Annotated in this window: 12 protein-coding genes; 8 read left to right on the top strand and 4 right to left on the bottom strand. The window is 71.8% G+C overall.

The features are described 5' to 3' along the window. Positions 1 to 62: 62 nt before the first annotated feature. Positions 63 to 938: an alpha/beta fold hydrolase gene (locus tag ACTRO_RS41360; protein ID WP_034271967.1), complete on the top strand. Its 876-nt coding sequence runs from the start codon at positions 63 to 65 to the stop codon at positions 936 to 938. Positions 939 to 975: 37 nt separating this feature from the next. After that, positions 976 to 2,148: a damage-control phosphatase ARMT1 family protein gene (locus ACTRO_RS41355; protein ID WP_034271965.1), complete on the top strand. Its 1,173-nt coding sequence runs from the start codon at positions 976 to 978 to the stop codon at positions 2,146 to 2,148. Here the strand turns inward: ACTRO_RS41355 and ACTRO_RS41350 are convergent. Beyond that, positions 2,135 to 3,313: an ROK family protein gene (locus ACTRO_RS41350; RefSeq protein ID WP_034271963.1), complete on the bottom strand. Its 1,179-nt coding sequence runs from the start codon at positions 3,311 to 3,313 to the stop codon at positions 2,135 to 2,137. The two genes, ACTRO_RS41355 and ACTRO_RS41350, sit on opposite strands and share 14 nt — an antisense overlap. Before the next feature lie 111 nt (positions 3,314 to 3,424). Here ACTRO_RS41350 and ACTRO_RS41345 point away from each other — a divergent pair, with 111 nt between their 5' ends. The 4 genes from ACTRO_RS41345 (at position 3,425) to ACTRO_RS41330 (ending at position 7,390) form a co-directional block, all read left to right on the top strand. Further along, positions 3,425 to 4,531, top strand: a complete 1,107-nt coding sequence (locus tag ACTRO_RS41345; protein WP_051452190.1) for a Gfo/Idh/MocA family protein — start codon at positions 3,425 to 3,427, stop codon at positions 4,529 to 4,531. A 1-nt stretch (position 4,532) separates the two neighbouring features. Further along, positions 4,533 to 5,453 carry a sugar phosphate isomerase/epimerase family protein gene (locus tag ACTRO_RS41340; RefSeq protein WP_034271961.1) on the top strand — a complete coding sequence of 307 codons (921 nt, stop codon included), beginning with the start codon at positions 4,533 to 4,535 and terminating at the stop codon, positions 5,451 to 5,453. A gap of 72 nt (positions 5,454 to 5,525) precedes the next feature. After that, on the top strand, positions 5,526 to 6,293 hold the full coding sequence (locus ACTRO_RS41335) for a sugar phosphate isomerase/epimerase family protein (protein WP_034271959.1): 768 nt from the start codon (positions 5,526 to 5,528) through the stop codon (positions 6,291 to 6,293). After that, positions 6,290 to 7,390 carry a Gfo/Idh/MocA family protein gene (locus tag ACTRO_RS41330; protein ID WP_034271957.1) on the top strand — a complete coding sequence of 367 codons (1,101 nt, stop codon included), beginning with the start codon at positions 6,290 to 6,292 and terminating at the stop codon, positions 7,388 to 7,390. The genes ACTRO_RS41335 and ACTRO_RS41330 overlap by 4 nt, the downstream gene beginning before the upstream one ends. A gap of 135 nt (positions 7,391 to 7,525) precedes the next feature. On the opposite strand, the gene ACTRO_RS41325 is transcribed toward ACTRO_RS41330, so the two are convergent. After that, complete coding sequence (locus ACTRO_RS41325; protein WP_034271955.1) at positions 7,526 to 8,140, bottom strand: QsdR family transcriptional regulator; 615 nt, start codon at positions 8,138 to 8,140, stop codon at positions 7,526 to 7,528. A gap of 118 nt (positions 8,141 to 8,258) precedes the next feature. Here ACTRO_RS41325 and ACTRO_RS41320 point away from each other — a divergent pair, with 118 nt between their 5' ends. Continuing rightward, positions 8,259 to 9,725 carry a flavin-containing monooxygenase gene (locus tag ACTRO_RS41320; RefSeq protein ID WP_034271953.1) on the top strand — a complete coding sequence of 489 codons (1,467 nt, stop codon included), beginning with the start codon at positions 8,259 to 8,261 and terminating at the stop codon, positions 9,723 to 9,725. Between the two features lie 107 nt (positions 9,726 to 9,832). Then, positions 9,833 to 11,947, top strand: a complete 2,115-nt coding sequence (locus ACTRO_RS41315) for an MFS transporter (RefSeq protein WP_034271951.1) — start codon at positions 9,833 to 9,835, stop codon at positions 11,945 to 11,947. A 6-nt stretch (positions 11,948 to 11,953) separates the two neighbouring features. Here the strand turns inward: ACTRO_RS41315 and ACTRO_RS41310 are convergent, their stop codons facing one another. Together ACTRO_RS41310 and ACTRO_RS41305 are read right to left on the bottom strand one after the other, a co-directional pair. Further along, positions 11,954 to 13,159: a cysteine desulfurase-like protein gene (locus ACTRO_RS41310; protein WP_034271949.1), complete on the bottom strand. Its 1,206-nt coding sequence runs from the start codon at positions 13,157 to 13,159 to the stop codon at positions 11,954 to 11,956. Between the two features lie 105 nt (positions 13,160 to 13,264). Further along, positions 13,265 to 18,250, bottom strand: a complete 4,986-nt coding sequence (locus tag ACTRO_RS41305) for a WD40 domain-containing protein (RefSeq protein WP_051452189.1) — start codon at positions 18,248 to 18,250, stop codon at positions 13,265 to 13,267. Positions 18,251 to 18,423 lie beyond the last annotated feature (173 nt).

Here is an 18,423-nt window from a genome sequence, read left to right as displayed (position 1 = left end):
TCCGTGCTCTGCGTCCGTCGCAGCCCGGCGGCGGGCCGGGAGTGAGAACCGGGAGCACACCTATGCCACGCTGCAAGGCCAACGGGATCGAGCTCGAATACGAGACCTTCGGCGACCCGGCCGCACCCACCCTGCTGCTGGTGATGGGCCTCGGGATGCAGCTGCTGGGCTGGGACCCGGAGCTGTGCCGGCGGCTGGCCGACCGCGGCTTCCACGTGATCCGCTACGACAACCGGGACATCGGCCTCTCGACCGGCTTCGACGAAGCCGGTTTGCCGGACCTCGCCGCGCTGTTCACCGACCCCGGCGCCGCGCCCTACCTGCTCGAGGACATGGCCGAGGACGCGGCCGGCCTGCTCGCCGCGCTCGGGATCCGGGCCGCGCACGTGGTCGGCGTGTCGATGGGCGGCATGATCGTGCAGGAACTGGCGATCCGCCACCCCGAGGCGGTGCTGTCGCTGTGCTCGATCATGTCGACGACCGGCGCGCACGAGGTCGGCCAGCCCACCCCGGCGGCCCTCGCCGCGCTGACCGCCCCGCCCGGGGCCGACCGCGAGAGCGCGATCGAGCGCGGGCTGCGCACCTGGCGGGTGCTCGAGTCCCCGGCGTATCCGCACACGGACGATCAGCTGCGCGAGACGACGGCCGCCGCGTACGACCGGGCCAACCGGCCGGCGGGCTCGGCGCGCCAGCTCGCCGCGATCCTGTGCTCCCCCGACCGGACCGAGCGGCTGCGCGCCCTCGCGGTGCCGGCGCAGGTGATCCACGGCGAGGCCGACCCGCTCATCGACGTCAGCGGCGGCCGCGCCACCGCAGCGGCGATCCCGGACGCGCGGCTGCTGCTCCTGCCCGGCATGGGCCACGACCTGCCCGAGGAGCTGTGGGACACCTACGTCGACACGATCGTGGCGAACGCGCAGCGCGCCGGAGGGCTCTGACGCGGATAGCGCCAGGCGACGGGGTACGGTCGAGGGCATGACCACTCCGCCCGTGATCACCGCGGCCGACTCCGCCGCGTTCCCGCACTCCGTCTTCCACGTCCGGCACCCGAAGGTCATCGCCCAGGTGAAGGCCGCGCTGCCGTACGGGCCCGACCGGTTGGCCGCGCTCGACGCGTTCCTGGACGAGACGCTGTACAGCACGCTCGGCCCGCTGCCGGAGGACGACGCCGGGGACCGGGCGCAGTGGGACAGCTGGGGCGCGCCGTACTTCGGTCAGGGGCTCAAGTGGACCGAGGCGCCGTTCCTGTGGGCGGAGAGCTACTTCCATCGCAGGCTTCTGTCGGCAACGGGCTACTTCGCCGGGACCTGGCGCGGCGTCGACCCGTTCGGGCCGATGAAGTCGGCGAGCCTGGCCGGCGCCGGGCTCGCCGAAGAGCTCGCCGGGCTCGGCTCCACGGCGGCGCTGGCGCCGGCCGAGCGGGACACCGCCGCCTTGCACGCGAGCCTGTGGGGCAACCGGGCCGACCTCGGTTTCCAGCTGGTGGCCGGGGCACCGGTGGTGCCGGAAGTGCTCGCCGACGACGGCGCGGCGCTCTTCGCCCATCTCGACGCGCAGGCGGGCCGGGTCAACCTCGTCGCCGACAACGCGGCCGAGGAACTCGTGTACGACCTCTTGCTCATCGACCATCTGCTCACCACCGGCCGGGCCACGGAGGTGACGCTGTATCTCAAGCCTCGTCCTTACTACGTCTCCGACGCCACGGCCCAGGACTTCGCGGACGCGCTCCAGCTCCTCGGCACCGTGCCCGGCCCGGCAGCGGACGCCGCCTCGCGGCTGCGGTCCGTCTGCGCGCGTGGGCGACTCACGGTCCTGGCACCCGAGTTCTTCTGCGCCCCCTTCGGTTTCGACGAGCTGCCCAAGGATCTGCTCGACGCCGTGGCCACCGCCCGGCTGACGATCTTCAAGGGCGACCTGAACTACCGCCGCCTGGTCGGCGACCGGCTCTGGCCGGAGGACACGCCTTTCAGTGCCCTGACCTCCTACCTGCCGGGCCCGGTGGCCGCGCTGCGCACGTACAAGTCCGACGTGTCGGTGGGGATGGACCCCGCGACGGTGCGCACACTGGACGAGGCCGAGCCCGGATGGCGATTCGGCGGGCGCCACGCGGTGATCCAGTTCAGCGGCGCCGGTATCAGCGATCGATGAAGTCTCCGATGCCGGCGGGCGAGAGCAGGTGGCGCGCGGCCAGCCGGGCCGAGCCGACCACGCCCGCGTGCTCGCCGAGCACCGAGGTCTCGATCCGCAGGCTGCGCGTGGCCAACGGCAGAGCCCTGCGATAGATCACGCCCCTGATGTCGGCGAGCAGGTCCTCGTGCAGCTGGGCGAGGACCCCGCCGATGACGATGGTGTCCGGGTTGTGGAAGGAGACCAGCGAGGCCAGCACCTCGCCGATCCGCTGCCCGGCCAGCCGGACCTGGCGCCGGGCCACCGGGTGGCCCTCGGAGACCAGGCGCACCACGTCGCCGGCGCCATGGGCGTCGAGGCCCTCCGCCCGCAGCGCGGCGGCCAGCGCGGAGCCGGAGGCGACCGCCTCCACGCAGCCGGTGTTGCCGCAGTGGCAGGGCACTTCGTCGTGCCCGGGCAGCCGGATGTGCCCGATGTCCCCGGCCGCGCCGGACGCCCCGCGGTGCGGCACGCCGCCGGAGACTATCCCGCAGCCGATGCCGGTTCCCACCTTGATGTAGAGCAAGTGCTCTGATTCGCGCCGGTGCACGTACTCGCCGAACGCCATCATGTTCACGTCGTTGTCCACCAGGACCGTGGCGGTGAATCCGTCCTCGAAGAAGGCCGGGATCCGGCTGCCGTCCCAGCCCTGCATGATCGGCGGGCGCACCACCGTCCCGGTGACCGCCTCGACCGGCCCGGGCACGCCGATGCCGATGGCCCGCAGGGAGTCGGTGGGGCGGCCGGCCTCCGCGCACAGCCGGGCGAGGTCCTCGCGCACCAGTGCCAGGATGCGGTCCGGGCCGGCGTTGATGTCGAGTTCCCGGGCGCTCTCGGCCAGCACCCGGCCGCCCAGGGTGGTCAGCGCGAGGCGTCCGTGGGTGGCGCCGAGGTCGACTCCGGCCGCCAGCACCTGATCCGAGGCCAGGTCCAGGGTGAACGGCGGGCGGCCGCGTTCGACCGCGGCCGGGCCGGATTCCACCAGCACGCCCCGCTCGATCAGCAGGTCCACCCGTTGCGCGATCGCCGCCCGGGACAGGCCGGTGGCGTTCATCAGGGTGCTGCGGGTGGTGGCCGCGCCGTCGGCGACGAGACAGGCGAGTTCGCTGAGCGAGGCGAGCCGGCGCGCGGCCGCTGAGGTCGGCAAGGGACCCCTCCCGGGTCGAGGATTTATGACAGAAGTTAGCCTAATCATGCCTCTTGTCAGACGTAAAGGGGCCGCATTACCTTCAACGCGAAGCACGTAAAGGAGGGATGTATGCACCCGGTACGGATCGCCATCGCGGGCACCGGCATGATCGGAGCGGTGCACGCCGACGCCGCGCGTCGGGCGGGCGCCCAGATCACGGGCGTGGCCGCGTCGACCCCGGAAAGCGCGAAGGCCGCGGCCGAGCGGCTGGGCGTGCCACGTTCCTTCGCCTCGGCCGAGGAACTGGTGACGGCCGAGGACGTCGACGTCGTGCACATCTGCACGCCGAACGCCTCGCACGGCCCGCTCACCCGGCTCGCGCTGGCCGCGGGCAAGCACGTGGTCTGCGAGAAGCCGCTGTCCACCGACGCCGCCGACGCGGCCGAACTCGCCGCCCTGGCCGAGGAATCCGGCCTGGTCACGGCCGTTCCGTTCGTCTACCGCTACCACGCGATGGCGGCCGAGGCGCGCCATCGGGTGCGGTCCGGCTCGATCGGCGCGGTGCGGCTGATCCACGGCCACTACCTGCAGGACTGGCTCTCCCAGCCCACCGACGACAACTGGCGGGTGGACCCGGTGGCCGGCGGCGCCTCGCGCGCCTTCGCCGACATCGGCTCGCACTGGTGCGACCTGGTCGAGTGGGTGACCGGGCACAAGATCGTGGAGCTGGCCGCGAGCGTGCAGACGATGGTGCCCGAGCGCGCCGCCCCCGGCTCCGGCGCGCACGCGGTGGCCACCGAGGACTCCGTGCAGATGCTGCTGCGCACCGACCGCGGCGCGGCCGGCAGCGCGGTGATCTCGCAGGTCTCGCCGGGCCGGAAGAACCGGCTGTGGTTCGAGATCGACGGCGCCGAGCACAGCGTCAGCTTCGACCAGGAGAACCCGGAGACGCTCACCCTCGGCGGCCGCGCGCGCACCGAGACGCTGGTGCGCGACCCCGCCGCGCTCAGCCCCGAGGCCGCGCGGCTGAGCCCGGTGCCGGCCGGGCACCCGCTCGGCTACCGCGACTGCTTCGCCACCTTCGTCGCGGACGTCTACGACGCGGTCCGCCGCTCCGGTGCCGGCGCTCCCGCCGAGCCGCTCTACCCGACCTTCGCCGACGCCGCACGCACCGCCCGGATCACCGAGGCCGTGCTGCGCTCCGCCGCCACCCGGACCTGGATGGAAGTGCACTGAGTTGAAGCTGGGATTCCTCACCGCCTGCCTGCCCGAACTGCCCCTCGCCGACATCGCCGGCTGGGCCTCGGCCCGCGGCTACGAAGCGCTCGAGGTGGCCGTGTGGCCGTCCACCGGCAGCCGTGACTTCGAGGCCAGCCACATCGACGTGGCGAACTTCGGCGGCGCCGAGGCCGAGCAGATCACCGGCCTGTTCGACCGGCACGGCCTGACGCTCTCGTCGCTGGCCTACTACGAGAACAACCTGCACCCGGACGAGCAGCGCCGCGCCGAGATCGCCGCGCACGTCAAGCGGGCCGTGGACGCGGCCGCGCTGCTGGGCGTGGAGACCGTGGGCACCTTCATCGGCCGCCACCCCGGCCTGTCGGTGAAGGAGAACGTCACGCTGGCCGAGAAGGAACTGCCGCCGCTGGTGGAGTACGCGGGCGAGCGCGGCGTGAAGATCATCATCGAGAACTGCGTCATGGAGGGGTGGCACCCGGACGGCTACCCCGGGAACATCGCCTACTCCCCCGAGCTGTGGGAGTGGATGTTCTCCCTCGGCCTCTACCTCAACTACGACCCCTCGCACCTGCTGTGGCTGGGCATCGACCCGGTCACCGCGCTGCGCCCCTACCTCGACCGGATCCCGCACGCCCAGGCCAAGGACGCGCAGCTGGACCCGCGCGCCCGCGACCGCTACGGCTTCTTCGGCAAGACCCTCGAGCGCGAGCACCCGTGGGACGAGGGCTGGTGGCGCTACCGCGTGCCGGGCCGCGGCGACGTGGACTGGCGCGGCGTGGTGGACGCGCTCTACGAGGGCGGCTTCACCGGCGTGCTCTCGGTCGAGCACGAGGACCCGGTCTGGTCCGGCACCGAGGACAAGGTCAAGCAGGGCCTGGACATCGCCTACCAGACCCTGCGACCGCTGATCAACGCCTGACGGGCCCACCGGCCCGCCCGGCGCGAACCTTCGGAACACGTAACAAACGCGAGAGCAAAGGAGGCTGCGGCCATGCCCAATCCGCTGAGCGTGCAGCTGTACACCGTGCGCGATCTGATGGCCGAGGACCGCGACGCGGTGCTGCGGCGGATCGCGGAGCTCGGTTTCGACGCGGTCGAACCGTACCAGCCGACCGTGGACCCGGTCGGCTTCCGCAAGGTGGCCGACGACCTGGGCCTGCGCGTCTCCAGCGCGCACGCCATGGGCCTGATCCAGGACGAGGACCCGGGCCCGGTCTTCGAGGCGATCGCCACCCTGGGGACCGATCTGGCGATCGTGCCCGCGGGCATCGCCGAGGAGGAGTTCACCACCCTCGAGGGCCTGGCCCGTACGGCCGAGCGGCTCAACGCTCTGGCCGGGAAGGCCGAGGCGCACGGGATGCGCCTCGGCTACCACAACCACTGGTGGGAGTTCGAGCCCGTCCTCGACGGCCGGCACGCCCTGGAGGTGCTCGCCGGCCTGCTCGCCCCCGAGGTGGTGCTCGAGGTCGACACGTACTGGGCGGCCGTCGGCGGCGCGGACGTGCCGACGGTGCTGCGCGGCCTGGGCGACCGGGTCGTGGCGATCCACGTCAAGGACGGCCCGCTGGTCAAGGGCGAGCCGAACCTGGCCGTGGGCACCGGCCGGATGCCGGTGGCCGAGGTGCTGGCCGCCGCGCCGCAGGCGCTGCGCGTGGTGGAGTTCGACGCGTGCGCCACCGACCTCTACGAGGCGCTCGGCAGCAGCCGCGCCTTCGTGGCCGACCTGGAAGCCGGCACGGAGAGCGGGAACCGGGGATGAGCAGCGGACCGGTCGGCGTCGCCGTCATAGGCGCCGGCAACATCAGCGGCCAGTACCTGAGCAACCTGACCCGCTTCCCGGACCTGAACGTGGTGGCCGTGGCCGACCTCGACCAGGACCGCGCGGCGGCGGCCGCGGCCCAGTACGGGGTCGCGCGGTCCGGTGGCGTGGAGGAGGTGCTCGGGCTCGACGACGTGGAAATCGTGGTCAACCTGACCATCCCGGCCGCGCACGCCGCGGTCGCGATCGAGGCGCTGCGCGCGGGCAAGCACGTGTACACCGAGAAGCCGCTGGCGCTCGACACCCCGCGCGGGCGCGAGGTGCTGGCCGAGGCCGCGGCGCGGGATCTGCGAGTGGGCAACGCCCCGGACACCTTCCTCGGGGCGGGCATCCAGTCGGCTTTGCGGGCGGTGCGCAAGGGCCTGATCGGCGAGCCGGTGGCGGCCACCACCGCTCTGGAGAGCTCCGGTCCGGAGAGCTGGCACCCGAGCCCGGAGTTCCTCTACGCCGACGGCGCGGGCCCGCTGTTCGACATGGGCCCGTACTACCTGACCGCCCTGGTCGCGCTGCTCGGTCCCGCCTCGACGGTGGCCGCGACGGCGCGCAAGTCCCGCGAGACCCGCGTGATCGGCTCCGGCCCGAAGGCCGGGACGGTGTTCGCGGTGGAGGTCCCGACACATGTCACGGCCCTGATCGAGTTCGCCGCCGGGGCCGGGGCGAGCACGGCGTTCAGCTTCGACTCCCCCGCCGCCAAGCGCCTGATCGAGCTCGGCGGCACCGAGGCCACGCTCGCCCTGCCCGACCCGAACACCTTCGGCGGCCCGCTGCAGATCCGGACCGCCGCGGACCAGGAGTGGCGCGACCTGCCGATCGAGGGCACCGACGCCGGCCGCGGCATCGGCGTGCTCGACCTGGCCCGGGCGATCCGCACCGGCACGCCGCACCGCGCCTCGGGCGATCTGGCCCTGCACGTGCTCGACCTCATGTCGGCGATCTCGGCCTCGGCCGCGGAGGGCTCGTTCCAGAAGGTGTCGGCCGAGCTCGGCACGGTCGAGCCGCTGCCGGCGGACTGGGACCCGTTCGAGCGCACGCTGTAGATGAACAGCGCGTAGAAGGACACTGCGAAAAGCAGGTCGAGATAAAACGCGGGTGAAGACGGGATCGGTGCACCGGCGGCGACGAGGAGAGCGTCGTCCGCCGGGGCACCGATCGCCGTTTCGCACCGGCGGTGTCTACGGGGTCTGGTTCCCGACCTCGGGCCACAGTCCGGCGAACAGGGCGCGCTGGATCCGGTCGGCTGACGCGACGTCGGGCCGACGGGCGGCGAGGACGTCGGCGTACAGGAAGCTCTCGCCGATGCGGACGATGGCGTAGGCCAGCGCGCTCGGCTCGATCGTGGGCGCGAGATCGAACTGCGTCATATCCCGGCGCAGCAGCTCCTCGAACCGCGCGACGATGCCGGTCTGGATCCGGCCCCGCGGGTCCGTCAGGACCCTCATCGCGAGGATCGGCTCCTCGTCCAGCAGTTTGCGCAGGCCGGTGGAGCAGGACACGATCAGGTTGAAGTGGCGCACCGTGCCGAGGGTGCGCAGATCGCGCGGTCCGCGCTCGCGTTCCCAGCGCTTGGCCGCGACCGTGATCGAGCGCTCGGTGGCCTGCCACAGCGCCCGGCTCAGCAGCTCCTCGCGCCCGCCGACGCGGCGGAACAGGGTAGCTCGCGAGACTCCGAGCTCATCGGCCAGACCCTGCATGTCGAGCCGTCTGCCGTCGAGGAACCAGCGCGCGGCCACTTCGACGCACTGGTCCGCGGTGACGCTCGGAACGGTCTCGACTGCGACAGCCGCCATGCGTGCCTCCGTCAGCGCTCGGGCCGGGCGTGAAACATCTTCGGAAAGTGTTGCACACGCAAGGTTTCGGTGCCATTCTCCTTTCCACGTCACCGAAGGCCGCTGACGAGGGAGGATCATGCCGTCTTCACCCGTCACCGCGCCGCCGGTCGACGTGCTCATCGTGGGTGCGGGCCTGTCCGGGATCGGAGCCGGCTGCCGGCTGCGGATCTCCTGCCCCTCGACCAGCTTCACCATCCTCGAGTCCCGGGCTGCCAGCGGCGGGACTTGGGACCTGTTCCGCTATCCGGGCGTGCGTTCGGACTCGGACATGTTCACCCTGGGCTATCGGTTCCGGCCGTGGGCGGACGCGACGGCGTTGGCCGGCGGCTCGGAGATCCTGCGCTACGTACGCGAGACGGCGGCGGAGTACGGCGTGGACAAGCAGATCGAGTACGGCCTGCGGGTCGTCGCGGCGCGCTGGTCTTCCGCCGACGCCACTTGGACGGTGACGGTCCAGGACGTGCAGTCCGGCGCCGAGTCGGAGCGCACCTGCCGCTTCCTGTACCTGTGCACCGGCTACTACCGCTACGACGAGGGCTACACGCCCGAGTTCGCCGGCCGGGAGGAGTTCGGCGGCACGATCGTGCATCCGCAGCAGTGGCCTGAGTCGCTCGACGTGCGCGGCAAACGCGTGGTGGTCGTCGGCAGCGGCGCCACCGCCGTCACCCTGGTGCCCGCGCTGGTCCGCGAGGGCGCCGCCCGGGTGACGATGCTGCAGCGTTCGCCTTCCTACATCTTCTCGCTGCCCGCGAGAGATCCGCTCGCGGCCGCCCTCGGCAAGGTTCTGCCATCAGGCCTCTCCTACCGGGCGGTGCGGTGGAAGAACATCCGGATCTCGACCGCGCTCTACCAGTTCTGCCAGAAGCATCCGCAGCGTGCCCGGGCGCTGCTGCAGTCCGGCGTGCGGCGCCGGCTGCCGGCCGGATACGACGTCGAGACCCACTTCAAGCCCGAGTACGGCCCGTGGGACCAGCGGCTGTGCCTCGTCCCGGACGCGGACCTGTTCAAGGCGATCCAATCCGGCGGCGCCGAGGTCGCCACCGACCGGATCGAGCGCTTCACCGCAGACGGCCTGCAGCTCGCCTCGGGCCGGGAACTGCAAGCGGACATCGTGGTCACCGCCACCGGCCTGAACCTGTTGCCGCTCGGCGGAATCGGGCTCAGCCTCGACGGCGAACCGGTCGAGGTCGCGCGGCACGTGGTCTACAAGGGCATGATGCTCGACGGCGTGCCGAACCTCGTATTCGCCCTCGGCTACACCAACGCCTCGTGGACCTTGAAGGTCGACCTGGCCGCCGAGTGCTTCACCCGGATCCTGCGGCACATGCGGGAGCACGAGCGCACCGTCGCGGTGCCCCGCCTGCCGGACGAGCCGATGTCCAAGGTGCCCTTCATCGAGATGACCTCTGGATACTTCGAACGCTCCCGTGACCTGCTGCCGCTCCAGGGCGAACGCGAGCCCTGGCGGCTGCGCCAGCACTACCCCAAGGACGCCCGGCTGCTACGCGGGCCGGTCGACGACGGCGTCCTGACCTTCAGCTGACCCACCGTTCCCGGCACCACGCACCCCTCGCGCCGCCGGCACCACCGTGCGCCCGCGAAAGCAAAGGAAGTACGGCAACCCCCGAACCAAAGGAAGAGTGGTCCGTCATGACCGACAGCCCAGCCACGGACGTACCGGCGCGATCCGCCGTCACGGCCAAACGCGGCATCTGGGGCCGACAGCTCGATCGCTACCCCTCGCACGGACCACGCGCCCTGTATCTGGGCATTGTCGTGATCGCCACGGTCACCCTCTACTACGAGCTCTACGTCCAGGGATCGGTGGCCACCCAGCTCGCCGCCAGCCTGAACATGTCCCTGGTGTACCTGATCTCGATCTCCATCGTGGGCAACGCCGTCGGCGCGCTCGCCTCGGTGGTGGCCGGCCTGGCCGACCGCTGGGGCCGGGCGAACCTCGTCGTCTACGGACTCGCCCTGACCGGCGCGCTGGTGCTCTTCGGCCTGGCCCAGGCGCACAGCAAGACCGTCTACCTGGTGATGTTCGCCTGCGTGAGCTTCGTCGAGGGCATCATCCTGGTGGCCACGCCCGCGCTCATCCGCGACTTCTCGCCGCAGCTCGGCCGGGCCTCGGCGATGGGCTTCTGGACGCTCGGGCCGGTGGTCGGCAGCCTGGTCGTGAGCGAGGTGGCCAGCCACACCCTGGCGACCCACCCGGACTGGCAGTACCAGTTCCGCGTCTGCGGAGTGGTCGGCCTGGTCGTCTTCGCCCTCGCCTTCCTCGGCCTGCGCGAGCTCGCGCCGCAGCTGCGCGACCAGCTGATGGTGAGCCTGCGCGACCGCGCCCTGATCGAGGCCCGGGCCCGCGGCGTCGATCCGGAACAGGCCGTCTCCGGCCACTGGCGGCAGATGCTGCGGCTCGACATCATCGGGCCGGCCTTCGCGATCAGCATCTACCTGCTCTTCTACTACATCGCCGTCGGCCTGTTCGTGGTCTTCTTCGCCACCACTTTCGGCTACTCCGAGGACCGGGCCAACGCGCTGGCGAACTGGTACTGGGGCTTCCAGTGCATCGCGCTCATCATCACCGGCCTCGTCTCGGACTGGCTGCGGGTGCGCAAGCCGTTCATGGTGATCGGCTGCGTGATCAGCTCGGTGGGCGTGGCCCTGTTCGCGATCGCGACGACGCACCCTGACACCACCTACTACCACTTCGTCGGGATCATCCTACTGATATCCATCGGCAGCGCGATCGCGTTCGCCTCCTGGATGGCCGGGTTCACCGAGACCGTGGAGAGCCACAACCCCGCGGCCACCGCGACCGGTCTGGCGGTGTGGGGCTCGATGCTGCGCACGGTGGTCGTGCTGGCCCTGCTCGGCCTGATCGCGGTGATTCCGGCCGCGAGCACACTGGTGGACCAGGGCAGCACCGTCGCCGCGGCGGCGGCCGGGCAGACCCCGATCCTGACCGCCTCGGAGAACGCGGCGGTCAAGGCCATCGCGGCCGATCCGACGATCGTGACCCGGGTCCAGACGATCAGCACCCAGGACGCGGCGCAGCTGGTCACGGCGCAGAAGCTGACCGCGCAGACGCAGGCGGCGCTCCAGGCGAACCCGAACGACCCGTCCGCGCAGGCCCAGGCGCTGAGCGAGATCTCCGGGCTCTCCGTCACCGACGTCGGCCAGGTGCTCACCCTCGGCCCGCGCTATCAGACGCAGCTGGCCACGGCCCAGGCGATCGACCCGACCACCCAGGCCGCGCTGCAGACGAACCCGAACGACGCCGCGGCGCAGGCGAAGGCCGTCGGCGACATCGCCTCGGCCTTGCACCTCACCCAGGCCGCGGCGGTCGCACAGTTCCAGGCGCTCGGCCAGGTCCCGGCAGCCGACCTGGCGCTTCTGGCCACCGACGGCAAGCCGGTGCAGGACGCGGCGACGCAGCTCAAGGCCCTGGCCGCGGTCCCGACCGCCGACCTCGCGTTGGTCTCCCAGTACGGCATCGCGCTGCAGGACGGCAAGGTGCTCGTGGAGCTGCAGTACCTCCAGAAGGAGGGGCCGCTGGTGCAGCAGGCGCAGAAGGACAACCCCGGTCAGTGGCAGACCTGGTGGTGGATCTGCTTCGGCGGCGGCGTGCTGTTCCTTCCGTTCGTCTGGCTGCTGAAGGGGCGCTGGAGCCCGGCCAAGGCCAAGGCCGACGCCGCCGCGCACCACGAGGCGGTCCGCTTGGAACTCAAGAGCCTGCGGCAGACCTCGTCGCAGCCGTAAAAACCGTTACGAGTCAAGGAAATCCGTCAGACCCGTGAGCAGGCGGTCTACGTCGGCCTCGTCGTTGTACGGGGCGAGGCCGACGCGCAGGCCGCCTGTGTCACTGAGACCGAGGCGCCGCGAGGCTTCCAGCGCATAGAAGGACCCTGACGGCGCGTGGACCTTGCGCTCGGCCAGGAACCGGTACGCGTCACGAGTGTCCCGGCCGTCGAACGTCAGCAGCAGCGTGGGGGTGCGTCGCGCAGCGCGCGAGTGCAGCGCGACGCCCTTCATCCCGGCCAGTGCGCTCTCGATCCGGGTACGCAGAGTGTCTTCGTGCTCTTCGAGAGCGGCGAACGAAGCGGCCAGCAGTTCCCTGCGACCGCCCTCGCGCCGACCACTGAGGGTCGCGAGGAAGTCGACCGCCGCACGAGCGCCGGAGAGCAGCTCGTAGGGAAGCGTGCCCATCTCGAACCGCTCCGGCACGGCGTTGGTCGAGGGCAGCAGCTTGTCCGGCGAGAGCGTCTCGAGGAGCGCCGGGCTCGCCGCGAGCGCACCCAGGTGCGGGCCGAGGAACTTGTACGGCGAGCAGACGAAGAAGTCGGCGCCGAGCGCGTCGAGATCGACCAGCACGTGCGCGGCGTAGTGCACGCCGTCGACGTAGAGCAGCGCACCCGCGTCGTGGACCACGCGGGCGATCGCGGGGATGTCCGGCCGGGTGCCGATCAGGTTGGACGCGGCCGTCACCGCGACGAGGCGGGTACGCTCGCTCAGCGCGGCACGGATATCGTCCACGGTCAGCTCGCCGGTGGCGGGATCGAACTCGGCCCAGCGCACGACAGCGCCCACCGTCTCGGTCGCTTGAATCCATGGCCGGATGTTCGAGTCATGATCGAGTCGCGAGACGACGATCTCGTCACCTGGACGCCAGGTCTTGGCCAGCGTTCGCGAAAAGTCGTAGGTGAGCTGCGTGGCGCTGCGGCCGAACACGATCCCGGAGGGATCGGCGCCGAGCAGATCCGCCAGCGCCTGACGCCCCGCCGCCACGTGCGCGGCGGCATTGCGCTCGCCCAGCGTGCCGTCGCCGCGGTTGGACAGCGGCCCGGCCAGCGCGTCGGCGATCGCCTCGATCACCGGCCGCGGCGTCTGCGAACCGCCCGGGCTGTCGAAGTGGGCGAACCCGGCGTCCAGCGCGGGAAAGCGCTCGCGGACGGCGGCGACGTCGTAGGACACGGGACCTCCAGGGCTGCGGGGCTGGTCACCGCATCATAGACAGCGTCGCGGCGCGAGGCGGCAAGGGCCCTCACCCCTTACCGCCCGCGCGCCGCGACGCCGCCGTCAGAGTTCGGCGTCGAGCGCCACCTGGCGCACCTGGTCCAGGTAGCCGTCGAGCTCGCCGAGTTCGAACCGGCACATGCCCACCAGGTGCCACAGCTCGCCCGCGATGTCGCCGGCGGCCTTGTACCGGCCGTCCGGCGCCACCGCCGCCCAGCCGTGCGGCAGGCCGATCAGGGTGCTGCGCGCCCTGGCCTCGTGTACGCGGTCGATCGGCGGGACCGTCCAGAGCCGCACGTTCCCGTCGTCGGCCGCGCTCGCCATCATCCCGCCGTCCCGGCTGAAGGAGAGCCGGTTGACCACGCCGGTGTGCCCGCGCAGCATCGCGGCGTGCCGAGGGCCGCCCGGCGCCCCGACCTCCCACAGGTGGATGTTGGTGTCGGCGCCGCTCACCGCGAGCAGCGACCCGTCCGGATGCAGCGCACAGGTGCGGATCGGCTTGGCTCCGGCCGCGCCCGGGATCAGCACCGAGGTCTGCGTCGCCGGATCCCACAGCTGGGCGTTGCCGTCCAGGCTGGCCGAGGCGAGCAGGCCGCCGGACAGGGCCCAGTCCACCGCGTACACCCGCCGGGAGTAGACCGGCAGATCGGCCCGGTCGAGCAGCCGGCCGGTGGCCACGTCCCAGATCCGCACCTTGCCGTCCTCGCAGCCGGTGGCCAGCAGGGCGCCGTCGGCGCTGAAGTCGAGCGAGCGCACCCGGCCCTCGTGGTCGGCCAGGGTGTGGATCAGCCGGTTCGTGGTGCGGTACCAGAGCTTGACCGAGTTGTCGTCGTTCGCCGTGGCCAGGATGTCGCCGTCCGGGCTGAAGCCGATCGACCACACCCGCTTGGTCTGCACGAACAGCTCGCGCAGATACTCGCCGCTCTCGCCCCACAGGTGCACCCGGCCGCTCTGCCCGACCGCGGCCAGCACCGGGAACCCGGGGGTGAAGAGCGCGTCCGTGAACGGCTCGTCCTCCAGCCGCAACTGCTGCACCATCTGCCCGGTGCTCGGCTCCCACAGCCGCACCGAGCCGTCGTTGCCGCAGGCCGCGAGCAACGACGCGTTCTGATTGAACCGCGCCATCGCCGTGGTGCGGCCGTGGCCACGCAGCAGGTGCACACGTTCGCCGCTGCCGACGTCCCAGATCTTGGTCTCGCCGTCGCTGCTGCTGCTGGCGAAGTGGTTGCGGTACGGGTGGAACGCGATGGGCCAGACCGAGGCGCGGTGGGCCTGGATCTCGTGCAGCAGCCGGCCGGACGGGATCTCGAACAGCCGCACCACCCCGTCCGAGTCGGCCGTGGCGAGCGTGTTGCCCTGCGGGTTGAATCCGACCCGGTACACCGCGCCGCGGTGCCGGGGCAGGGTGACCGCGCGCACCGGGTCGGTGCTCAGATCCCTGAGGAAGACCTGGCCCTCGGTGTCGCCGCTGGCCAGGTAGCGCCCGGAGCGGTCGAAGTGCAGCGAGTAGACGCGGCCCTCGTGTTCGAAGGGCCCGACGACCTGCTCGCCGGTGGCCGGGTCCCACAGCCGGACCTTGCCCTCCTCGTGCGCGCTGGCCAGCAGCGTGCCCGCGGAGTTGAAGAAGACCCGGTACACCGAGCCGCCGGGCTCGGCCGGAGTCAGCTCCCGAACCAGCTTGCCGGTGTGCGGGTTCCACAGCCGGACCGTTCCGGACTGGTCGCCCACCGCCACCATGTCGCCGGACGGGTGGAACTCCGCGGTCCAGATCCGCTCGGAGTGCCCGGGCAGGCGGTGCAGCACCGTGCCGACGCGGGGATCCCACAGCCGGATCGTCCCGCTGCTGTCCCCGACCAGCAGGATGGTGCCGCCGCGGTTCGGGACCACCGGCCACACCCAGTCCTGGTGCTCGCCCATCACCAGCCGCTCACGGCCGCTGTCCGGGTCCCAGGTGCGCACCGCGCCGTCCCGGGAACCGGTGTAAAGAGTATTATGATCCGACCCGAATCGGACCAGATAGGCCGGTCCGGAGTGGCCGAGCAGGGTGCGCACGGGCTTGCCGGTGCCCGCGTCGCAGAGCAGGACGGCGCCCTCGGCGGTGCCGATCGCGAGCAGGTCTCCGCGCGGGTTGAAGGAGACCGGCCGGGGCAGCTGGCCCTCGGTGAAGCCGTGCCGCAACGCCGTCCGGGAGACGCCGACCGCGACCTCGACCCGGTCGCCGGGCGCGACGGCCGCGGCCCGGAGCGGGGTCTCGTCCCGGTTCTCCAGCCCTTCGAGCCCGCGCACCGCGATCAGCGCGCTGCGGTGCCAGTCCACGCCGTCGATCCGGGTGCGGGTCAGATCGGCGCCGACGAGCCTGGCCCAGCTCAGGTCCGCGCCGGTCAGATCCGCGCCGGTGAGCTTCGCGTCGTTGAGCTTGGCCCCGCGCAGGCGGGCGTTGGTCAGGTCCGCGCCGGTCAGGTCGGTGCGCACGAGGAGACAGTCGTCGAGGTTGGACCCGCTCAGCCGGGCCGAACGCAGCCGCATCGCGGACAGATCCTGCCCGCGCAGCTGGGCGTCGCGCAGGTCCGCGCCGGTGCCGACCTTGAGCCGGCTGCTCAGGTGCACCGCGTTGGTGCGCCGGGCGGAGTCGGCCTCCCGGTCGTCGAGCACGGTCGAGACCCAGTCCAGCGCGTTGCGGGTGCCGGCCAGATCGCACAGGAACTCCAGGGCCGTCTCCGAGAGCGGCCGCATCAGCAGCAGCTGCGGCTCGGTCACGCCCGCGTTCCACTCGTCCGCGATCCGCTTGGCCAGCAGCCACTCCATCACCGAGCCGTGGATGAAGCCGAACCGGTCGTCGTCCGAGCGCACCAGCAGGCTGCCCGCGCCGACCGCGTGCACGGTCTGCTCCGGGGAGAGCCGGAAGTCGGCCAGCTGGGCCAGCGAGTGCCCGATCTCGCCGAGCTCGTCCATGCTCAGCTGCGACTCCCCGCTCTCCCACAGCCGCAGCGCCAGCACCGAGACCGCGCGCCACAACTGCTGGTGCGTCAGCCCGGGCGGCGCGCCGGCCACACCGGAGGTGCGTTCGACCTCGTACGCCAGCCAGTGGTCGAGGACCTGCTCGTAGAGCGTGGCGCCGCTCAGCACCGGGGCGATCGCGGCGGCCTTGAGCTGCGCGTCGTCGAGGGCCGCGATGAAGCCGAGCATACGCGGGTTCACCGACAGCGCGGTCAGGTCGTTGACCCGGCTCATCGCGTCGATCCGGTCCTGCGCGCGGGAGGCGTCGTTGTCGTAGTGGCGGGTCAGGTAGCTGCGGATCTGGTCGGTGTCGAAGGGCTCGATGCTCAGCATCCTGCGGCGCGAGCCGAGCCCGACCTGCTCGCCGAGCGCGGTGAGCACCTGCTGCGCGCTCTTGAAGTGCTGGGTGCGGCTGGCCACCACGATCTTGGCCTTGCCCTCGGCCGTGGCGATCAGCCGGCGCAGGTGGTCCGCCGCGCGGTCGTAGGTGACCCGGGTGACCAGCTCGTCGAAGCCGTCGAACAGCAGCACGATGCGCCCGGCCCGCAGCAGGTTCTGGAAGACGTCGAGGTCGATCTGCCGGTGCCGGAAGTTCGCCAGGTGGCTGGAGACCAGGCCCTCCACGCTGTGCGCCTTGTCCAGCGAGCGCAGCTCGATGTAGAGCGGCACCAGCTCGGGGAAGGCGGAGAGCCGCTGGGCCACCTCGCGCAGGGCGAAGGTCTTGCCGGCGCCGAAGTCCCCGAGCACCAGGGTGAACCCGCCGACGTCCTTGCCCAGCTCGCTGACCAGGTGCTCGGCCAGGTCGCCGCGCACGGTGGTGGCGTTGGCGGACAGGTCGCGGAAGCGCTGGGGCACGTAGTGGCGCGGCGCGTAGTCGGTGTCCGCGCACAGCCGCTCGGTCTGCCGCTGCACGAACGGACGCAGGTCGATCAGGCCGCGGAAGTCGTCGATGCTGCGCAGCCGCACCCGGCGGCGCACGGACTCCTCCTGCACCGCCTCGGCCGGCGGCGGACCCTGATACACCAGCTCGGCCTTGGTGAGCGGGTCGGCGTCACGCACCTGGGTGGCGAAGTCGTCCAGGACCTGCTCGTCCACCTGGCCCACGTGCGTGCCGATGCGGACCTGCTCGACCACCTCGCCCTCGTTGTAGGACACGAGCAGGTGCGGGAACTGGCCGGGCACCTGGAACACCCGCGCGCCGGGATGCCGGGTCTTGATGACCTCCTGGACCAGCAGGTTGCGCCGCTGCTCCGGCGGATAGTCGGGCTCGAGCGCCTGGGCCGGGATCGCCACGCCGACGGCCGCGGGCGCGCCGGGGTACTGCGGCCGCTGCGCGGGCACGGCGCGACCCGCCATGGAGTCGTTCACCTGGGCCAGCAGCAGGCTGCGAGCGGCGTCCTGGTCCGGCACGTGCGCCAGGTCGACGTAGGTGAGCGAGGCGAGCAGCCCGTCCACCGGGATGTCCTCGACCCGGACCGGCAGCAGCCGGGAGCGGCCGCCCTCGCCGTGCGTGCGGCTCGCGTACACGGCCTGCCACTCGCGCCGGCCGAACTCGGAGACCTGATACGCCTTCGACAGTACGCACACGACCACGCTGGCCTGGGTCAGGCCGCGGTCGATGAGCTCGACGAAGTTCGCGCCGGGCACGAAGTCGCGCCCCTGCATGGTGATGCGGTAGCCGGCCTCCTCCAGCTGGTGCGCGATCCATTCGGCCCAGACCCGGTCGGCCACGGCGTAGCTGATGAACAGCAGCGGCCCGGGCGTGGCGGGCAGCACGGCCGTCGGGCCCGATGCGGCGCCGGCGAACTCGGCCAGGCCGACGCCGAACACGCGGGCGAGCGCCTCGGCCTCCTGCACCCGCAGGAAGACCCGGACCCCGGACTCGATCTTCCCTATCGTGCTGCGCCGGGCGATGGACATCTCCGGGTGCTCACGTGCGATCCGGTCGGCCAAGGCCTGTTGGGACCAGCCGCGCTCGGTGCGCAACGCGCTGATCCGCTTGCCGAAATCGTCGTTCAGCGGATAACGCTGATCGTCCGTCTGTTCCGCCACCGCACCCGTATCCCCTCGTGTGACCGGTGTTTCCGCTGTTGTTCCGTTTCGGAGCGACGCCAGGACGACGCCACCCGCTTCGCCAGGTTGAAGACGTGGTGTGACTTGCGCCACTGCTCCGAAGTAGAGCAGAATCGGAGCAGAAGGTGAAGCAGGCCACTGATCACATAAGC

The sequence above is a fragment of the Actinospica robiniae DSM 44927 genome, assembly GCF_000504285.1.
Classification (GTDB): domain Bacteria; phylum Actinomycetota; class Actinomycetes; order Streptomycetales; family Catenulisporaceae; genus Actinospica; species Actinospica robiniae.
The sequence above is the reverse complement of the archived record's forward strand: the minus strand, read 5'-3'. Positions and strand labels throughout refer to the sequence as shown.